The sequence below is a fragment of the Streptomyces sp. KMM 9044 genome (assembly GCF_024701375.2).
Taxonomy (GTDB): domain Bacteria; phylum Actinomycetota; class Actinomycetes; order Streptomycetales; family Streptomycetaceae; genus Streptomyces.
In genome coordinates this window covers 2,333,591-2,351,568 of the sequence record NZ_CP113910.1, presented here as the reverse complement: position 1 = coordinate 2,351,568, position 17,978 = coordinate 2,333,591, and the positions used below count along the sequence as shown (strand labels likewise).

General features: G+C 70.8%; 18 protein-coding genes and 2 pseudogenes. 11 read left to right on the top strand and 9 right to left on the bottom strand.

Features of this window, described 5'->3' with window-relative positions; genetic code table 11:
* Positions 1-86: 86 nt before the first annotated feature.
* The 3 genes from HUV60_RS10365 (at position 87) to HUV60_RS10355 (ending at position 3,804) form a co-directional block, all read left to right on the top strand.
* Positions 87-1,490: a family 2B encapsulin nanocompartment shell protein gene (locus HUV60_RS10365; RefSeq protein ID WP_257847704.1), complete on the top strand. Its 1,404-nt coding sequence runs from the start codon at positions 87-89 to the stop codon at positions 1,488-1,490.
* A gap of 161 nt (positions 1,491-1,651) precedes the next feature.
* Positions 1,652-2,689: a family 2 encapsulin nanocompartment cargo protein polyprenyl transferase gene (locus HUV60_RS10360; protein ID WP_257847705.1), complete on the top strand. Its 1,038-nt coding sequence runs from the start codon at positions 1,652-1,654 to the stop codon at positions 2,687-2,689.
* Between the two features lie 506 nt (positions 2,690-3,195).
* Positions 3,196-3,804 carry a GNAT family N-acetyltransferase gene (locus HUV60_RS10355; protein ID WP_257847706.1) on the top strand — a complete coding sequence of 203 codons (609 nt, stop codon included), beginning with the start codon at positions 3,196-3,198 and terminating at the stop codon, positions 3,802-3,804.
* 126 nt (positions 3,805-3,930) lie between these two features.
* Here the strand turns inward: HUV60_RS10355 and HUV60_RS10350 are convergent.
* A pseudogene (locus tag HUV60_RS10350) lies at positions 3,931-4,128 on the bottom strand (TetR/AcrR family transcriptional regulator); the annotation flags it as partial.
* 97 nt (positions 4,129-4,225) lie between these two features.
* Here HUV60_RS10350 and HUV60_RS10345 point away from each other — a divergent pair.
* A complete protein-coding gene (locus tag HUV60_RS10345; RefSeq protein WP_257847707.1) occupies positions 4,226-5,122 on the top strand; it encodes a transposase in 897 nt (298 codons plus the stop codon).
* 51 nt (positions 5,123-5,173) lie between these two features.
* Positions 5,174-5,449, top strand: a pseudogene (locus tag HUV60_RS10340) (tyrosine-type recombinase/integrase); the annotation flags it as partial.
* A 7-nt stretch (positions 5,450-5,456) separates the two neighbouring features.
* Here HUV60_RS10340 and sodN read toward each other — a convergent pair.
* Positions 5,457-5,852 carry a superoxide dismutase, Ni gene (sodN, locus tag HUV60_RS10335; protein WP_257847708.1) on the bottom strand — a complete coding sequence of 132 codons (396 nt, stop codon included), beginning with the start codon at positions 5,850-5,852 and terminating at the stop codon, positions 5,457-5,459.
* Between the two features lie 145 nt (positions 5,853-5,997).
* Here sodN and sodX point away from each other — a divergent pair, with 145 nt between their 5' ends.
* Positions 5,998-6,432: a nickel-type superoxide dismutase maturation protease gene (sodX, locus tag HUV60_RS10330; RefSeq protein WP_257847709.1), complete on the top strand. Its 435-nt coding sequence runs from the start codon at positions 5,998-6,000 to the stop codon at positions 6,430-6,432.
* Here sodX and HUV60_RS10325 read toward each other — a convergent pair.
* A complete protein-coding gene (locus tag HUV60_RS10325; protein WP_257847710.1) occupies positions 6,336-6,965 on the bottom strand; it encodes a CGNR zinc finger domain-containing protein in 630 nt (209 codons plus the stop codon). The genes sodX and HUV60_RS10325 overlap by 97 nt on opposite strands.
* Before the next feature lie 102 nt (positions 6,966-7,067).
* Here HUV60_RS10325 and HUV60_RS10320 point away from each other — a divergent pair, with 102 nt between their 5' ends.
* A complete protein-coding gene (locus tag HUV60_RS10320) occupies positions 7,068-7,853 on the top strand; it encodes a class I SAM-dependent methyltransferase (protein WP_443047508.1) in 786 nt (261 codons plus the stop codon).
* An 84-nt stretch (positions 7,854-7,937) separates the two neighbouring features.
* On the opposite strand, the gene HUV60_RS10315 is transcribed toward HUV60_RS10320, so the two are convergent.
* From HUV60_RS10315 to HUV60_RS10305, 3 genes are read right to left on the bottom strand one after another with little or no spacing between them, the layout of a single operon-like run.
* A complete protein-coding gene (locus tag HUV60_RS10315; RefSeq protein WP_257850104.1) occupies positions 7,938-8,690 on the bottom strand; it encodes an amino acid ABC transporter ATP-binding protein in 753 nt (250 codons plus the stop codon).
* Positions 8,691-8,746: 56 nt separating this feature from the next.
* Positions 8,747-9,685: an amino acid ABC transporter permease gene (locus HUV60_RS10310; protein WP_257847712.1), complete on the bottom strand. Its 939-nt coding sequence runs from the start codon at positions 9,683-9,685 to the stop codon at positions 8,747-8,749.
* A 33-nt stretch (positions 9,686-9,718) separates the two neighbouring features.
* A complete protein-coding gene (locus tag HUV60_RS10305) occupies positions 9,719-10,687 on the bottom strand; it encodes an ABC transporter substrate-binding protein (RefSeq protein WP_257847713.1) in 969 nt (322 codons plus the stop codon).
* A gap of 584 nt (positions 10,688-11,271) precedes the next feature.
* On the opposite strand from HUV60_RS10305, the gene HUV60_RS10300 reads away from it, so the two are divergent.
* The 3 genes from HUV60_RS10300 to HUV60_RS10290 all read left to right on the top strand — a co-directional run bounded on the left by HUV60_RS10300 (position 11,272) and on the right by HUV60_RS10290 (position 13,960).
* Positions 11,272-12,510, top strand: coding sequence for an NAD(P)-dependent malic enzyme (locus tag HUV60_RS10300; protein ID WP_257847714.1), 1,239 nt, complete (start codon positions 11,272-11,274; stop codon positions 12,508-12,510).
* A gap of 142 nt (positions 12,511-12,652) precedes the next feature.
* Positions 12,653-13,618, top strand: coding sequence for a zinc-binding dehydrogenase (locus tag HUV60_RS10295; RefSeq protein ID WP_257847715.1), 966 nt, complete (start codon positions 12,653-12,655; stop codon positions 13,616-13,618).
* A 132-nt stretch (positions 13,619-13,750) separates the two neighbouring features.
* On the top strand, positions 13,751-13,960 hold the full coding sequence (locus HUV60_RS10290; RefSeq protein WP_257847716.1) for an HTH domain-containing protein: 210 nt from the start codon (positions 13,751-13,753) through the stop codon (positions 13,958-13,960).
* Between the two features lie 698 nt (positions 13,961-14,658).
* Here the strand turns inward: HUV60_RS10290 and HUV60_RS10280 are convergent.
* Both HUV60_RS10280 and HUV60_RS10275 read right to left on the bottom strand, forming a co-directional pair.
* Positions 14,659-15,720: a PadR family transcriptional regulator gene (locus tag HUV60_RS10280; protein ID WP_257847717.1), complete on the bottom strand. Its 1,062-nt coding sequence runs from the start codon at positions 15,718-15,720 to the stop codon at positions 14,659-14,661.
* Between the two features lies 1 nt (position 15,721).
* Positions 15,722-16,648, bottom strand: coding sequence for a DUF4097 family beta strand repeat-containing protein (locus HUV60_RS10275; RefSeq protein WP_257847718.1), 927 nt, complete (start codon positions 16,646-16,648; stop codon positions 15,722-15,724).
* Between the two features lie 204 nt (positions 16,649-16,852).
* On the opposite strand from HUV60_RS10275, the gene HUV60_RS10270 reads away from it, so the two are divergent.
* Complete coding sequence (locus HUV60_RS10270; protein ID WP_257847719.1) at positions 16,853-17,740, top strand: hypothetical protein; 888 nt, start codon at positions 16,853-16,855, stop codon at positions 17,738-17,740.
* Between the two features lie 26 nt (positions 17,741-17,766).
* On the opposite strand, the gene HUV60_RS10265 is transcribed toward HUV60_RS10270, so the two are convergent.
* The gene (locus tag HUV60_RS10265; protein ID WP_257847720.1) at positions 17,767-17,952 is read right to left on the bottom strand and encodes a DUF6104 family protein; all 186 of its coding nucleotides are present in this window, start codon (positions 17,950-17,952) and stop codon (positions 17,767-17,769) included.
* Positions 17,953-17,978 lie beyond the last annotated feature (26 nt).

Genomic DNA, 17,978 nt, shown 5'->3' with positions numbered 1-17,978 from the left:
GGACACGTTACGTGAGGAAGGCTTTGTCGCGGAGACCGGCGCCCGGCACGGATGGGCATCGGTCACAACTGGGAGGGCAATTCCTTATGTCGGTAGGCGAAGAGGTCCGCACCGAGCAGACCCGGCAGCAGAGTCTCGGCACGGCCGCGGCGCGGAACCTGGCCACCACCACCAAGTCCGTACCGCAGATGCAGGAGATCAGCTCGCGCTGGCTGCTGCGCATGCTGCCCTGGGTGGACGTGCAGGGCGGCGCATACCGGGTGAACCGGCGGCTGACGTACGCCGTCGGCGACGGACGCGTGACGTTCGTGAAGACCGGCGACCGCGTCGAGGTCATCCCGGCCGAGCTGGGCGAGCTGCCGGCCCTGCGGTCGTACGAGGACGAGGAGGTGCTCTCGGAGCTGGCCTCCCGCTGCCGGCAGCGGGAGATCGAGGCAGGCCAGGTGATCGCCTCGTTCGGCAGCCCGGCCGACGAGGTGTTCCTGCTGGCGCACGGCAGGGTCGAGAAGGTCGGCACCGGCCCCTACGGCGACGACGAGTCGCTCGGAGTCCTCGCCGACGGCGCCTACTTCGGCGACCAGGCGCTGCTGGACGACGACGCCATCTGGGAGTACACCACCCGCACCCTGACCGCCTGCACCGTGCTCGTGCTGCCGCGTGACGCCGTCCAGCAGGTCGCCGAGCGGGCCGAGACACTGGGCGAACACCTCCAGCAGCAGCGCTCGGCCCCCAGCAGGCGCACCAACAAGTACGGTGAGCAGGAGATCGACCTCGCGGCCGACCACAGCGGCGAACCCGACATCCCGCACACCTTCGTCGACTACGAGGCCAAGCCCCGCGAGTACGAACTGAGTGTCGCCCAGACCGTGCTGCGCATCCACTCCCGCGTGGCCGACCTCTACAACCAGCCCATGAACCAGACGGAACAGCAGATCCGGCTGACCGTCGAGGCGCTGAAGGAGCGCCAGGAGCACGAACTCGTCAACAACCGCGGCTTCGGTCTGCTGCACAACTGCGAGTACGACCAGCGGATCCAGCCGCACGACGGGGTACCCGCCCCCGACGACCTGGACGAACTGCTGAGCAGGCGGCGCGGCACCAAGCTGCTCCTCGCCCATCCGCGCGCGATCTCGGCCATCGGCCGCGAGCTCAACAAGCGCGGGCTGGTGCCGGAGACCATCGACATGGCCGGCAACCGCATCCCCACCTGGCGGGGCGTCCCCCTCTTCCCGTGCAACAAGATCCCGGTGACCGAGGAACGCACGACCTCCATCATCGCCCTGCGTACCGGTGAGGAGGACCAGGGCGTCATCGGCCTGCGGGCCTCCGGCATCCCCGACGAGATCGAGCCGAGCCTGTCGGTGCGGTTCATGGGCGTCAACGAACAGGCCATCATCAAGTACCTCGTCACGGCCTACTACTCGGCCGCGGTCCTGGTGCCGGACGCGCTCGGCGTTCTGGAGAACGTCGAGATCGGCCGCTGGCGGTGACCTTCCGGGATCTCTCGGCCCGCCCGCCGTGTCCTCGCCCACCTGGGCGGGTGCACCCCGGGGGCACGCGCGCGACACCGGCGGAAGCGCCACCTCCGCCCATTTTCCGGGACGGGTCCAGAGGTGAGTCCACGACCGAACTCAAGACGGGGAGGGAGGACGTGCACCCTCCCGTGGAGGGCCACGAGGCGACGATTCTGCTCGAGCGGGCGAGGGCCGAGGTCGACCCGGTGCTGCGGGCCGCCATCGGCTCGCTGCCCGGCCCGCTGCGCCGGATCGTCCGCTACCACTTCGGATGGGAGCACGCGGACGGTGCCCCGGCCGACGGCGGTTCCGGCAAGGCGATCCGCCCCGCACTGGTGCTCGCCACGGCCTCCGCCCTCGGCGGCCGTGCCGCACGGGCGACGGCCGTCCGGGCGGCCGTCGCGGTGGAACTGGTCCACAACTTCACGCTGCTGCACGACGACGTGATGGACCGGGACACCACCCGGCGCCACCGGCCCACCGTGTGGACCGTGTTCGGCGACGCCGACGCGATCCTCGCCGGGGACGCCCTCCACGCCCTCGCCCTGGGACTGCTCGCGGAGGATCCGCACCCGTCGGCCCCGGCCGCGGTGGCCCGGCTCGCGGACTGTGTCGTGGAACTGTGCGCGGGGCAACAGGTGGACACAGCCATGGAGGGGCGCGCTCCCGACGAGGTCACCCTCGACGAGACGCTGTCCATGGCTGAGGCGAAAACGGGCGCGCTGCTCGGCTGCGCCTGTGCGCTCGGTGCGCTGTACGCGGGTGCCGGGACGGCGGACGTGGCGGCACTGGACGCGTTCGGCCGGGAGGCGGGACTGGCCTTCCAGCTGATCGACGACGTGATCGGCATATGGGGAGACCCACGGCGCACCGGCAAGCCGGCCGGTGCGGATCTGGCCGCCCGCAAGAAGTCCCTGCCAGTGGTCGCCGCGCTCACCTCCGGCACTCCGGCGGCCCCCGAACTCGCCGCGCTGTACACGGCCCCGCATGCTGGGGAGGACCTGGAGCGCATCGCCCTTGCCGTGGAACGGGCGGGCGGCCGCGACTGGGCACAGGCCCAGGCTGCCGACCGCATGGCCCGGATGATGCAGGAACTGGCCCGCGCGGTGCCGGACCCGGAGGCGGCGGGCGGACTGCTGGCCCTCTCCGAGTTCGTGACACGGCGCACCACGTAGGCAGAGCGGCTCGGGCCGCCGGGCCACCGGTGCCGTGCGGGACCCACCCGTACGGCGGCCGTGGTTCCGGCTCGGCGGCCCCCCACTTTCCCATGGTGTGCGAGTCCTGCCGTCCCCGCCGCGCGCCTGTCTTTGCCCTGCCGCCGGACTCTGCTGCTCAATTCGGCGAGCGATCACGTGCCATGCTTTCAGGGCTCGGCCGCGCCCGGCCTGCCTGCATCTGCGACGCGCTCTGAAGGCCGTATCGGCACGGCGTCATCACGCCGGGTAATTGCGCAGCAGAGTCCCGCCGGACTCTGCTGCTCAATTCGGGGGAGGGTCACGCACCGCATCCCAGAGGGGCCGGCCGGGGCGCCGGACCGCCTCCTCACGAGACCCGTTCCCTGCGCCCCGCCGACAGGCCGGCGTCCCTCTCCGCAATGGAGCAACAGAGTCCCGCCGGGCATCGCCGTCCCGATAGGGTCACCCCCCTTACAGAAGAGGATGGTTGAGGCGAAGGAGCGGACATGGGTGTGGCGATCCGGACGGCTGGGGACGGGGACCGGGAGCTGCTGGTCCGGCTCCTGGACGAGGCGTTCCAGGACGACCCGGTGAGTGGCTGGGTCTTCCCGGGCGTGGAGTACCGCCGTACGACGCACCACAGGCTGATGGGAGCCTTTACCGACATCGTGCTTGCCGCAGGACGCATCGATGTCACGGGGGACGGCTCGGCGTGCGCGCTGTGGACGTCGATGCCGGCCGACGACCACGGCGACGGGGACCGGGCGGACGACGAGGGGCCTGCGCAGGTGCGCCAGGCCGTCGACCCGGAGAACGAGCGGGTGGAGATGATCGGCCGGCTGACGGCGGGCGTCCACCCCACCGGGCGGGCCCACGAGTACCTGTGGATGATCGGCGTGACCCCCGGCCGGCAGGGTGAGGGACTCGGCACCGCGCTCATCGGTCCGGTCCTCGACCGCTGCGACCGCGAGGGGCGGCCGGCCTATCTGGAGGCGAGCAGCGCCCGCAGCCGTCTGCTGTACGAACGTCTCGGCTTCGCCCCGGCCGGCGAGCCCCTGTCGCTCCCGGACGGCCCTCACATGTGGCCGATGTGGCGCGAGCCCCGCACCCCGTGACCGGCCGACGTCCCGCCCGCGTCCGGCCGGGCCCGACCGAACGCGATCGGGCAGGTTTCCCGTCCCGACAGGGACGTTCGGCCCTGGCTGCCGACGTGCCTCCTCGCTTCACTTGCCTGGCAAGAAGCGGGCCGAGGCGGTGTAGGAGGTGAGCAGTTCGGGGTGCCGGGTGGCCTCCAGCCGCATCTCCAGCAGGGCCAGCCAGCCCGTGCGGTCACCGGTGGCACGCGCCATCAGGTCGTGCATGAACGCGGTGACGAGCGAGCGGCCCCGCGGCCGGGTCAGCAGCTCGGCGACGACCGCCGGGTCGGGTGCGAGCCGTATCGACGTGGTGCGCGGTAACGATCGGGGCACTGTCGGGGCATGAAGTAGGCCGTGCGGCTTGGGTGTTGTTGTGACGCAATACCTTGGCCGCACGGCCTTGTCCAAGCGTATCTTCACCGGCCTTGCCCCGCGGCGCCTTGGCGAACTCGTCGTCGAGCTTGCCGACTCCTGGTTGGCCGCGGAAGAGGGGCGGCTGCGTGAACGCCGAGGTCACGACCGTCAGCGCGCGCCAGGAGCCGGCCCGAACCACGATCTGGTGTTCGTCGACCGAGTGATCGTCACCCTGGTCGTGCTGCGCTTCCAGCTCCCGCACGCGGCCCTGGCGGAGCTGTACCGGGTGGACCGCTCCACGCTCACCCGCGCCGTCCACGAGATCCGGCCGCTCCTGGCGGCCCGCGGATTCGCCGTCCCCGCCCGCCCCGACCTGCGCCTTCGCACCCTGGCGGACGTTTTTTCGTACGCTGCGGCCGAAGGCGTCGAGCTGCGCATCGACGGCACGGAGGTCCAGGTGCGCCGACCACGGGCCAACAAGCCCGGCCGCCGTGCGTTCGTCTCGGGCAAGAAGAGGATGAACACCAAGAAGGCCACCGTCATCACCGACGAGAAGGGCCGCACGCTGTGGGCGGGGGCGTTCCGGCCCGGCCGCGTGCACGACCAGACCGCCGTGCGCACCGAGGGCATCGCCGACCTGTTCAAGGAGTTTCCCCAGGTCAAGGCCAAGGTCGACGCCGGATACCGAGGCCTGGCAAAGGAGTTCCCCTGCCAGGTCACCGCCCCGCCGCTCAAACCGAAGAAGGACGCGACACCCGAGGAAGTTGCCGTCTGGGAGACCGAGCGCCACCAGCAGTCCTCGGAACGGATCTGCGTGGAGCACGCCAACGCCGAGCACAAGCAGTGGCGAACCCTCCAGCGCTTCCTCGGACGCCGCAAGTACTTCGATGAGAGCTACCGGGCCGTCGCCGGCCTGCTCTCCGACCACGCCGCCGAAAGGTGATCACCCACCAGCCAACCCGCCAGGCCGGCACGCCCCAAGCTCAATCGCGCACCACGTCGTAAGGCCATCGAGCTGCCCCACATGGTCACCCACGACCTGCGGCACTTCTACGCCTCTGCGCTCATCGCCGGCGGCGCGAGCGTCAAGCAGGTGCAGCTCGTCCTCGGGCACGCGTCCGCCGTCATCACGCTGCGGATCTACGCGCACCTGTGGCCCGGGGAAGAAGACCGCACCCGGGCCGTCATGGACGCCGTGCTTGGCGGCCTGCGGACCGGGTGCGGACAGGTAGGCGACGTTACCCGCGAAACCGCAGGTCAGAACGCCTAGCCAGAGATCAGGCCTTCTTCGTCTCCCAGAAGATCTTGTCGATCTGGGCGATGTGGTCCAGTGCCTTCTGGCCGGTGGCCGGGTCGGTCGAACCCTTGGCGGCCGACAGGGCCTTCAGGGTGTCGTTGACCAGCTGGTGCAGCTCCGGGTACTTCTCGAAGTGCGGGGGCTTGAAGTAGTCGCTCCACAGGACGGAGACGTGGTGCTTCGCCAGTTCGGCGCGCTGCTCCTTGATGACCGTGGCGCGGGCCTGGAAGTGGGCGTCGTCGTTGCCGGCCATCTTCTCCTGGACGGCCTTCACCGACTCCGCCTCGATGCGGGCCTGGGCCGGGTCGTACACGCCGCAGGGCAGGTCGCAGTGGGCGCTGACCTTGACCTTGGGGGCAAACAGGCGGGAAAGCATGGAGCAATCCTTCCTCGTGATCGTCTTCTCACAGGGGACATTACTCCGTGGAGGAGTGGTTTTCTCGAGTGCCCCCGGGGGCTTAGGACAAAAGTCCGGGGTCAGACTGGGACTGGTGGAGGAAGAACCGGGGAGGTGCCGGGTGATGCCGGAGCTGTCGCAGGACGCCGGGCGGGCAAGGGCGCCGCTGCCCTTCGGGGTGGCCGAGGTGACGGGGCCGTCCATGGTGCCCACGCTGCACCACGGGGACCGGCTCCTGGTGCATTACGGAGCCCCGGTCGGGCCGGGATGCGTAGTCGTGCTGCGACACCCGTTCCAGCAGGATCTGCTCGTGGTCAAGCGGATCGCCGAGCAGCGCGAGGGCGGCTGGTGGGTGCTGGGGGACAACCGGTACGCCGGCGGTGACAGCACCGACTACGGGGTGGTGCCCGACGAACTGGTGCTCGGCCGGGTCCGCCTGCGCTACCGGCCGCGCGAACCGGCTCAGCGCTCGCCGCTGGCCGTGCTGGGCTGGGCGCTGTCGGCGGCCCGGCCGGTGTTCACCGCCCGCTCGGCCTCCAGGCGCTTGCGGGCGCGGTAGGCGGCCACGTTGGCGCGGGTGGCGCAGCGGTCCGAGCAGTAACGCCGGGAGCGGTTGGTCGAGGTGTCGAGGTAGGCGTTGCGGCAGGGCGGCGCCTCGCACAGGCCGAGGCGGTCGACGCCGTACTCGGTGAGGTGGAAGGCCAGACCCATCGCGGCGATGGCGGCGTAGCCGGCGGTCGGGTTGGAGGGATGGTCCGCCAGGTGCATGTGCCACAGGGGGCGGCCGTCGTCGTCACGGTGGTCGTGCCCGGAGATCTGCGGGCTCACCGGGAACTCCAGCAGCAGTGAGTTCAGCAGGTCGACGCCGAGGGTCTCGTCGCCCGCGTCCGCCGCCTCGAAGACCGCGCGCAGCCGGGCCCGGACGGAACGGAACCGGGTCACGTCCGCCTCGGTCGCGCGCCGCGCCGCGGACTGGTTGGCACCGAACAGGTCACGGACGGCGTCCACCGAGGTCAGGGTGTCCTTGCCCCGGGCCGGCTCCTCGGTGTTGACGAGACGCAGGGCGTAGTCTGAGTAATAGGCCAGTTCCACTTGTAGTCCTTACGTGGGAGGTCTATGGTCGTGCCTGCGGTCAAGTAACAGGTGACTGTAGTTAAAGGGTATTACGTTTCATGGATACGGGAGAGCTGCATGATGGACTCGAGCATCAGTACGACGGCGGTCGGGGCCGCGGTGACAGCGGACTGGCAGGCCTGGCAGGAGAGCTGGGACCGCCAGCAGGAGTGGTACATGCCCGACCGTGAGGAGCGGTTCCGGATCATGCTCGACATGATGGAGGCCGTCGTCGGCACCTCTCCGCGCGTCCTGGACCTCGCCTGCGGCACGGGGACCATCACCGCCCGGCTGCTCGCCCGGTTCCCGGACGCCACCAGCACCGGCGTCGACCTGGACCCGGCGCTGCTCACCATCGCCGAGGGCACCTTCGCGGACGACGAGCGGGTCGCCTTCGTCACGGCCGACCTCAAGGACCCCGACTGGCCCGCCCGGCTTCCCCGTGACTCCTACGACGCCGTACTGACCGCGACCGCCCTCCACTGGCTGCACGGCGAACCTCTCGCGGACCTCTACGGACAGGTCGCGGAACTGGTCCGCGACGGCGGTGTCTTCATGAACGCGGACCACATGATCGACGAGGCGACCCCCCGGATCAACGCGGCCGAGCGCGCCCAGCGTCACGCACGCATGGAGCAGGCCAAACGCGCCGGTGCCCTCGACTGGGCCGAATGGTGGAAGGCCGCGGCCGAGGACCCCGTCCTGGCCGAACCCACCGCCCGACGCTTCGGGATCTACGGCGAGCACGCCGACGGTGACACGCCGTCCGCGGCGTGGCACGCGCGCGTGCTGCGCGAAAAGGGGTTCGCCGAGGCCCGCCCGGTGTGGTGCTCGCCCTCGGACACCCTGCTGCTCGCGGTGAAGTGAGCCGGCCGTACGAGGCGCACGCCGGAGGGGCGGTACGGAGATCATCCGTACCGCCCCTCCGTCCTCGCGTGTTCCCGTGGGCCGTCAGAGCACCTTGGACAGGAACGACTTCGTCCGCTCGTGCTGCGGGTCGGTCAGCACGTCCCGCGGGCGGCCGGACTCGACCACCACGCCGCCGTCCATGAAGACCAGGTTGTCGCCCACCTCGCGGGCGAAGCCCATCTCGTGGGTGACGACGACCATCGTCATGCCCGACTCGGCCAGATCGCGCATGACGTCGAGGACGTCACCGACCAGTTCCGGGTCGAGGGCCGAGGTCGGCTCGTCGAACAGCATCAGCTTCGGGTCCATGGCGAGCGCCCGCGCGATCGCCACCCGCTGCTGCTGGCCGCCGGAGAGCTGCGTGGGGTAGCCCTCGGCCTTGTCGGCCAGGCCCACGCGCTCCAGCAGTTGCCCCGCGCGCTCCCTGGCCTGCGCCCTGCTCACGCCCTTGACCTGCACCGGCGCCTCCATGACGTTCTCCAGCGCCGTCATGTGAGGGAACAGGTTGAAGCGCTGGAAGACCATGCCGATGTCCCGGCGCTTCAGCGCGACCTCGCTGTCCTTGAGCTCGTACAGCTTGTCGCCCTTCTGGCGGTAGCCGACCAGCTCACCGTCGACGTAAAGACGCCCGGCGTTGATCTTCTCGAGGTGGTTGATACACCTCAGGAAGGTGGACTTGCCGGAGCCGGAAGGGCCGATGAGGCAGAACACCTCACCCGTCCTGACCTCGAGGTCGATGCCCTTGAGGACCTCCACGAGACCGAAGGACTTGTGAACGCCCTCCGCCTTGACCATGGGAACGGAGGAGTTCTTCACCGGTGTGCCCGTCGTGCTCGCCTTCACCTGGTCGGTCATGCCGCGCCTCCCTTCGGGCGGCCGAGGGACAGCATGTTCGCCCTCACCTTCTGCCACGGCGTCGCCGGCAGCTGCCGGGTGGAGCCGCGGGCGTAGTAACGCTCCAGGTAGTACTGGCCGACGCTGAAGACCGAGGTCAGCAGCAGGTACCAGGCCGCCGCCAGGAACAGCATCTCCGCGGGGGCCCCGGAGGTCTGTCCGATGTCCTGGGCCACCCTGAACAACTCGGAGTACTGGACGACGGACACCAGCGAGGTCGTCTTCAGCATGTTGATGACCTCGTTGCCCGTGGGCGGCACGATGACGCGCATCGCCTGCGGGATGACGACGCGGCGCAGCGTCTTGGTGTGGCTCATGCCCAGCGCGTGCGACGCCTCCGTCTGGCCCTCGTCGACCGAGAGCAGACCTGCACGGCAGATCTCCGCCATGTACGCGGCCTCGTTGAGGCCGAGGCCGAGCAGCGCGGTCAGGAACGGGGTCATGAAGTCGGACCACTCGTCCCGGTAGACCGGCCCGAGGCTGATGTAGTCGAAGACCAGGCCCAGGTTGAACCAGACCACCAGCTGCACCAGGACCGGGGTGCCCCGGAAGAACCAGATGTAGAACCACGCGATCGCCGAGGTCACCGGGTTCTCCGACAGTCGCATGACAGCCAGCACGATGCCGCCGACGATGCCCATGGTCATGGCCAGGACGGTCATCAGGAGCGTCTTGCCCACACCGCCGAGGACACGGCCGTCGAAGAAGTAGTCCGGGATCGCGTTCCAGTTGATCCTGCCCTGGGAGAAGGCGTAGACGACCGAGCCCAGCAGGACGAGAGCGATCACGCCGGTGACGTACCGGCCGTAGTGACGGACCGGGATGGCCTTGATGGCCTCCGGGCCGGCCGGCGGGGTGTCGGCCGGGCCCGTCGTCTTGTCGGTGTCAACAGTCACGGGTGTTGCCTCTCAGCGCCGCGAGGCCCGCGGTCACTTGCCGCCGTTGACGGTGGCTTCGCCGACGGCGCCTTCCTCGACGCCCCACTTGTCCATGATCTCCTGGTACTCGCCGTTCTCGATCACGGCCTCCAGCGCGGCCTGGAGGGCGTCCCGCAGTTCGGTGTTGGTCTTGGCGACCGCGATGCCGTACGGGGCGGCCTCGACCTGCTCGCCGACCAGCTCGAAGTCGTTGCCGCCGCCGGAGGTCTTCACGGCGTACGCGGCGACCGGGAAGTCGGACGATCCGGCGTCGGCACCGCCGGCCCGCAGGCGGGTCTGGGCCTGCTGGTCGTTGTCGAAGGACTCGATGCTGAGCTTCTGGTCCGCCGGGCACTTCTCGGCCTCGGCCTTGGCGAGGTCCTCGGAGACGGTGCCGCGCTGCAGCACGATCTTCTTGCCGCACAGGTCCGACCAGGTCTTGATGCCCTGGTCGTCACCCTTCTCGGTGTAGATCGACACACCGGCCGTGAAGTAGTCGACGAAGTCGACGCCCTCGCCGACCTTCTTGCCGGTCTCGGAGTCGATGCCTTCCTGGCGGTCCTTGGTGTCGGTCATCGCGGACATGGCGATGTCGTACCGCTTGGAGCGCAGACCCGTGATCAGGGTGTCGAAGGTGCCGTTCTCGAACTCGAACGTCACGCCGAGCTGCTTGCCCATGGCGTCGGCGAGGTCGGGGTCGATGCCGACCGTTTCGCCGGAGTCGTCCTTGAACTCGACCGGGGCGTACGCGATGTCCGAGCCGACCTTGATGACGCCCTTGTCGCGGATCGCCTGCGGCAGCTTGTCGGCCAGCGGGGCGGCGCTGTCGGCCGCGGTGCTGCCGCCGTCCGAGCCGTTGCCGTTGTCCTTGGTCTGGTCACCGCAGCCGGTGACGAGCAGGGTGCCTGCGACCGCGATCGCGCCAACCGCTGCCAGTCGGGACTTGGCGGCGGGGGTACGACGGGTGGTACGTGCGGTCATGGTGTTCCTCCGGCGGAAGGGTGGGGTGCCGATGGGGTCGGCCACGGCCGATGGGTATCGGCAGTGCCGCGAGTCGACGGAAGCACACGTCTTCGAGTGTCGCGACTCTGTGTGATGACCGCATCTTGCCATTCGGACTGCGCCGTTCAGTGGGCTCGCCATGTCAAAATCGGATAACAGGTGACGCTCGAACCGCACTGCCCCGCTCCACCATGGCCGGGCAGCCTGCTGGTTTACGCCATCGTGGCCGGAAGATCTTCGGTCTTCGGTGAGGTAAAGGGCGTTCGGCCGTCGGATTTGTTGCGGCTCGAGCGCTTGCCGAGTCTTTGTCCGGGCCTTGTCCTGAAAATGGTCGATGGGTCCTGGCGCCCGCATGTGACCTTTGCGTTATGGACTCGTCGCCGAAGGCGTCGGTCCGGTAAGAAGGTGCTTTACACCCCTCATCCGGGGATCAAGGGCGCGTGTGCGGCGCGCCCGTCGTGTCCGAGCCCGACGCATCAACCCACCGGGCCCGGCACGGTCCCGCCCGCTCCTCACCCGGAGCGGCAACCCTCAAACCGTGAACGATTAAGGGGTAAAACCAAGTGGCAGCGGAGATCGTCAATCCTCGCAGCGACAGCGAAAGCCGGACCGGTCATGAGGAGAAGGACGGCGGGGCGGAGCCCCTCGAGTCCTTCGACCCGGCATTCGCGCTGCACCGCGGCGGCAAGATGGCTGTGCAGGCCACCGTGCCGCTCCGCGACAAGGACGACCTGTCCCTGGCGTACACACCCGGCGTCGCGAAGGTGTGCAGCGCGATCGCCGAGCAGCCGGACCTCGTCCACGACTACACCTGGAAGTCCTCGGTCGTCGCCGTCGTCACGGACGGTACGGCCGTGCTGGGGCTCGGTGACATCGGCCCCGAGGCCTCCCTCCCCGTGATGGAGGGCAAGGCGATCCTCTTCAAGCAGTTCGGCGGCGTGGACGCGGTTCCGCTCGCCCTGGACTGCACCGACGTGGACGAGATCGTCGAGACCGTGGTCCGGCTCGCCCCGTCCTTCGGCGGCGTGAACCTGGAGGACATCTCGGCGCCCCGGTGCTTCGAGATCGAGCAGCGGCTCCAGGAACTGCTGGACATCCCGGTCTTCCACGACGACCAGCACGGCACCGCGGTCGTGTCGCTGGCGGCACTGCGGAACGCGGCGCGGCTGAGCGGGCGGTCCCTGGGTGAGCTGCGGGCCGTGATCTCGGGCGCGGGCGCGGCCGGTGTCGCCATCGCGAAGATGCTCGTCGAGGCCGGTATCGGCGACGTCGCGGTGGCCGACCGCAAGGGTGTCGTCTCACGGGACCGCGAGGACCTCACGCCGGTCAAGCGGGAGGTCGCCCGGTTCACCAACAAGGCCGGCCTCTCCGGATCGCTGGAGGACGCGCTCGCCGGGGCCGACGTCTTCATCGGCGTCTCCGGCGGTACGGTGGCGGAGACGGCGGTGGCGTCGATGGCCGAGGGTGCCTTCGTCTTCGCCATGGCCAACCCCGATCCCGAGGTGCTCCCGGAGATCGCCCACAAGTACGCGGCCGTCGTGGCCACCGGGCGGTCGGACTTCCCGAACCAGATCAACAACGTGCTGGCGTTCCCGGGGATCTTCGCCGGGGCGCTGCAGGTGCGGGCCTCGCGGATCACCGAGGGGATGAAGCTGGCGGCGGCCGAGGCGCTGGCGGCCGTGGTCGGAGACGATCTCGCCCCCGACTACGTCATCCCGTCCCCGTTCGACGAGCGGGTCGCGCCGGCGGTGACGGCGGCGGTCGCCGCGGCGGCCCGTGCGGAGGGCGTCGCCCGCCGCTGAGGCGCGCGACGGTGTGTGTCGGCCCCGTCCACCCGTGGACGGGGCCGACACGCGTGTGTGGTTCGAAGCGCGGTGGCAAGAAGGCGTGTCTCACAGCGACACCTTGTTCCGCCAGGAGGACGGGCGGCCTATCGTCAAGGCCATGTTCGCTGTCTACGCCGCTCGAATCGACCGTGACCAGCCGCTTTCCGGTCTGGAGCTGGGGGAGCGCCCGGCTCCCGAGGCCCGCCCCGGCTGGAGCACCGTGACCGTGAAGGCCGCCTCCCTCAATCACCATGACCTGTGGTCCCTGCGGGGCGTCGGCCTTCCGGAGGACCGGCTGCCGATGATCCTCGGCTGCGACGCCGCCGGGGTCGACGAGGACGGCAACGAGGTCGTCCTGCACTCCGTGATCGGACAGACCGGCCACGGGGTGGGTCCCGAAGAACCCCGGTCGATCCTGACGGAGCGCTACCCCGGCACGTTCGCCGAGCAGGTCGCCGTGCCCACCTGGAACGTCCTGCCCAAGCCGAAGCAACTGTCCTTCGAGGAGGCGGCCTGCCTGCCCACGGCCTGGCTGACCGCGTACCGGATGCTGTTCACCAACGCCGGGGTGCGGCCCGGCGACTCCGTACTGGTGCAGGGCGCCGGCGGAGGCGTCGCCACCGCTGCGATCGTGCTCGGCAGGGCCGCGGGGCTGCGGGTGTTCGCCACCAGCCGTGACGAGGCGAAGCGGAAGCGGGCTCTGGAGCTGGGCGCCGTGGAGGCGCTGGAGCCCGGGGCTCGGCTGCCGCAGCGGGTCGACGCGGTCATCGAGACGGTGGGGGCCGCCACCTGGTCCCACTCGGTGAAGTCGCTGCGGCCCGGCGGCACGCTGGTGATCTCCGGCGCCACCAGCGGTGACCGGCCCTCGCACGCCGAGCTGACCCGGATCTTCTTCCTGGAGCTCAAGGTCGTCGGGTCGACGATGGGCAGCAAGGACGAACTGGAGGACCTGCTCGCCTTCTGCGCCGCCGCCGGGGTGCGTCCCGTCATCGACGAGGTGCTGCCCATGGACCGGGCCCGGGAGGGGTTCGGGCGTATGGAGACGGGCGGGCAGTTCGGAAAGATCGTGCTCACTGCTCCGTAGGCGCACGGCGGTACGCCGCCCAGTCCCGACGCCTCTCGCGGTGGGTGTTCGCGGCCGGTCCGGTTTCCGGACCGGCCGTCGAAATGTCAACCGAGGTCGACGTGCGCGAGGTCGTCAATGTACGTTGACGGCATGACCGAGGCAACCGATCTTGCCGAGCGGGCGGGCGACCGCGATCCACGGGTCGGCCTGCGGGCCGTCGCCGCGCTGCGCAGGCTGCTGGAGCAGTTGGAGGCCGTGCAGGTGCGCAACGCGCGCAATCGCGGCTGGTCGTGGCAGGAGATCGCCAACGAGCTCGGAGTGAGCAGGCAGGCCGCGCACAAGAAGTACGGGAGGCATTGATGTTCGAGCGGTTCACGAAGGATGCCCGCGCCGTGGTGAAGGGGGCGGTCGAGCACGCAGAAAAGGCGGGAGCACGGCGTGTCGACGCCGGCCACCTGCTGCTGGCCCTGACCGACCGGGAGGGCGGCAGGGGTTCGTTCGCGCTGGCCGCTCCCGGACTCGCCGAGCGACGGGACTCGGTGCGGGTGGTGTGTGGTCGCGGGCCGGGTGGGGCCGGGTGTGCCGGAGGTTCAGGGCTTCGGGGGGTGAAGGAGGGCTTCGATCCGGGCTGCGGCCGTGGATGCGCGGCGGGCGGGCGTCGCGGAGCTGGTCCGGAGAGGCCGGGCCGGGGATCGCGCGGTGCGGGTGGTGTGTGGTCGCGGGCCGGGTGGGGCCGGGCGTGCCGGAGGTTCAGGGCTTCGGGGGTGAAGGAGGGCTTCGATCCGGGCTGCGGCCGTGGATGCGCGGCGGGCGGGCGTCGCGGAGCTGGTCCGGAGAGGCCGGGCCGGGGATCGCGCGGTGCGGGTGGTGTGTGGTCGCGGGCCGGGTGGGGCCGGGCGTGCCGGAGGTTCAGGGCTTCGGGGGTGAAGGAGGGCTTCGATCCGGGCTGCGGCCGTGGATGCGCGGCGGGCGGGCGTCGCGGAGCTGGTCCGGAGAGGCCGGGCCGGGGATCGCGCGGTGCGGGTGGTGTGTGGTCGCGGGCCGGGTGTGCCGGAGGTTCAGGGCTTCGGGGGGTGAAGGAGGGCTCCGATCCGGGCTGCGGCCGTGGACAGGTGGTGGCGGGCTTCGCGGAGCTGGTCCGGGGTGATGCCGTGGTCGCGGGTCGCGTCGCGGATGTCGTCCCGGAAGCGGTCCAGCAGGCGGTCCAGGTCGCGCGCGGGGTCACCGGCGGAGTCCGTGGCGCCCTCGTGCGCCCACGCCGGGGTGTAGTCGGCGGGGAAGTCCTCCGGTGTCCGGGAGTACGACGGTCCGGGCGCCGGGGCGCCGCTCTCCGTGCCGGTAAGGCCGAAGTCGAAGTCCTTGCCGAACCCGCCCACCTCCTTGACCAGCTCACCCAGGCCCTCGCGCAGGCCCGTAGGCCAGTCACCCCGTGAGAAGTGGTCCTGCATCTGCTCCTGGACCCGCCGGGCGATGCGCTGCACCTCCTCCTGGGCCTGGGCGGCGGCCCGGTCCTGGGCCTCCTTGGCCTGACGGCGGGCACGCTGTGCCTCGTCGCGGGCGCGGCGGCTCTCGTCCTTCGCGCGCCGGGCCTGTTCCTTCCACTCCTGCTTGGCGCGGTGCATCTCCTCCTTCGCGGCGCGCCAGGCCTCGTTGTCGCCGAGGCCCGTGAAGTCGCCGCCGGAGGCAGCGCCGGGGCCGGCCCCGCCCGGTGCCTCCGCGTCGCGGCCGCCCTTGCGGGCCTGGCCGGCGGCGGCACGCATCTCGCGGCGCAGGTCGCCCGCCGCACCGCGGACGTCGGCCCGGATCTCGGCGGCCAGCTCGGCGACCGAATCCCGGATCTCCAGCTCCAGGTCGACCAGCTCACCGCTGCGGTCGGTCAGTTCGGCACGGCCGGCGTCCGTGATCGAGTACACCTTGCGGCCGCCCTCGGTGGTGTGGGTGACCAGGCCCTCGGCCTCCAGCTTGGCCAGGCGCGGGTAGACCGTGCCCGCCGACGGCGCGTAGAGCCCCTGGAAGCGCTCCTCGAGCAGACGGATCACCTCGTAGCCGTGGCGCGGGGCCTCGGCCAGCAGCTTCAGCAGATAAAGGCGGAGACGGCCGTGCGCGAAGACGGGGGGCATGTCAGAACACCTTCTTGTCGGTCGGGCCATCGGCAGGGCCACCGGATGTGGCGTCGGTGGAGCCGGGGTCCGGAGTGGGGACGGAAGGGTCCCCCGAGTCGTCCCACGGCTCGCTCCCCTCCTCGTGAGGCGGGCGGCGCAGCAGGGCGATGGAGCCGGAGACGGTGGTGGCCCGTAGCCTGCCGGTGCCCGCGCCCAGCCGGCCGGTTATCTGGTGGGCGCCCCACTGGCCGTGCACGCGCAGGCCGTCGAAGGCGCTGGAGACGGCGCCGCTCGCCGTATTGGCCTCGACCCGGGCATCCGCCGGATCGGGCAGCCGGATCGCGATCTCGCCGGAAACGCTGGTCAGCCGGATGTCGGTGGGGCCGTCGGCAGCGAGGTCCACGATCATGGAGCCGCTGACCGACTCCGCCCGCACGGTGGAGCCGGAGCCGTCGACCACGGTGAGGTCGCCGGAGACGGAGTTGAACTGGAGGTCACCGGTGACGGACTGGGCCTCGACGTTCCCGGACACCGTGTCCGCGCGGACCGGGCCGGCGAGGGCGACCAGGGTCGCGTCGCCCGTGACGCCCCTCACCACGGACGGTCCCTTGACCCCGGAGACGACGGCGGCGGCGCCGACCACCCCCACCTCGACCCGCGTTCGCGCCGGGACGGCCAGGGAGACCACCGCGCTGCGGCGCCGGCCCTTGCGGTCCAGCCACTTGAGGAGGCCCTTCCAGGGCAGGTCCTTGTAGGTCACCGTCAGGACGCCGTCCCGCTGGGTCACCACCAGGGGCGGTCCCTCGATCTCGGAGACCTCCAGCCGGGCGGAACCTTCGTCCGTGCCCACCACGTTCACCGTTCCGTCGACGATGCGGACGTGGAGCTCGGTCACCGGGTCGTCGAAAGTGAGCTTCTCGGGCCCTGGGACGGACCTTTCGGACATGGCGGAACCTCCTGGGCCGGACTGCCTGAACGCCGGGGGGCGAAACAGTGCAACGAGGAGTGCGGTGCATGGCTGCACGCACACCATGACACGCCATATCGCGTCTCACGCAATTCACGATATATCGCGGGCAAGGAAAGTCAAGACGCTCGTTCCGGTGGGCAGTCGCCGTGCGAGAGGGGTGAATTGCCCTACGGTGTGACCATGTCGACGGAACAGTCCCAGGTCGCGGAGCGGGCCCGTCCCGAATCGGGAGCCCTGCTGCTGTGCCGGGCGGCGGCCCGATCCGTCGTCCCCGACGCCCGGCTGCTGCACGAACGCATGCTGCTCGCCCGAGCCGGCGACGAATGGAGCGTGCTCGTCCCCGAGGGCGGGCCCTGGCGGTCCGGCACGGACCCGGTGGACCGGGTGGTCAACGGCTGGGCCATCGCGCTCACCGTCGCTTTCTCCTGGCCGGTGCTGGCCCTGTGGTGGGACGGAGAGCGAACCGGATTCACCCTCGCCACCGGCTTCTGCCGTCCGGTCGGCTACGTGTGGCTGGCCGACGGCACACCGGCCGGCACGGAGGAGGCCATGCGCACCTTCGCGGGCCGGCTCGGCCTCGACCCGGTCCTGGACATGCAGGCCCTGGACGAGCTGACCAAGCCCGACTCCGCCGCCGACGCCTCCACGCGGCTGCGCGGCGTCCTCGCCGTCCTCACCCACGCGGGCGTATCACTGCCCCCGGGACTCGTCCCCGGAGAGAACGCCGACGGACTGCTCGAAGCGGCCCGGCTCCAGCCGGACACCCGCCGGATCGAGGCCGACGAGAGCGGCGAGAAGAGCGGCGAGAAGAGCGCGGCGGGACGGCCGGACGGCACCGCCGCCCCGCACCCCGCGCCCCGGCCCTCCCGCGCGGGCGGTCCGTCGTCCGTGCCCGTCGTGTCCGCCGCCGTGCCCGTCCCGGCCCTCGTCCAGATGGCCGCGGGCCTGCCGCTGGCCCTCTGGGGTCTACGGCACCGCAGCGGCGGCTGGATCGTGGCGGGGACGCTCCTGCTCGCCCAGGGAGCCGTCACGCTGGCCACCCACACCCTCACCCACCCGCGCGGCTGAACCCGCGCGCAGAGCCCGGCCTACTCCTACTCCTCGTCCTCGTCGTCGTCGTCCAGCCGGGCCAGCCATGTCGCCAGGCGCTCCACCGGCACCTCGAAGTCGGGGTTGAGGTCGACGAACGTCCGCAGCCGCTCGGCGAGCCACTCGAAGGTGACCTCCTCCCCGCCGCGCCGCTTCTCCAGTTCCTCGATGCCACGGTCCGTGAAGTACATGAGGACAAGAATATGTGCGCCCACAC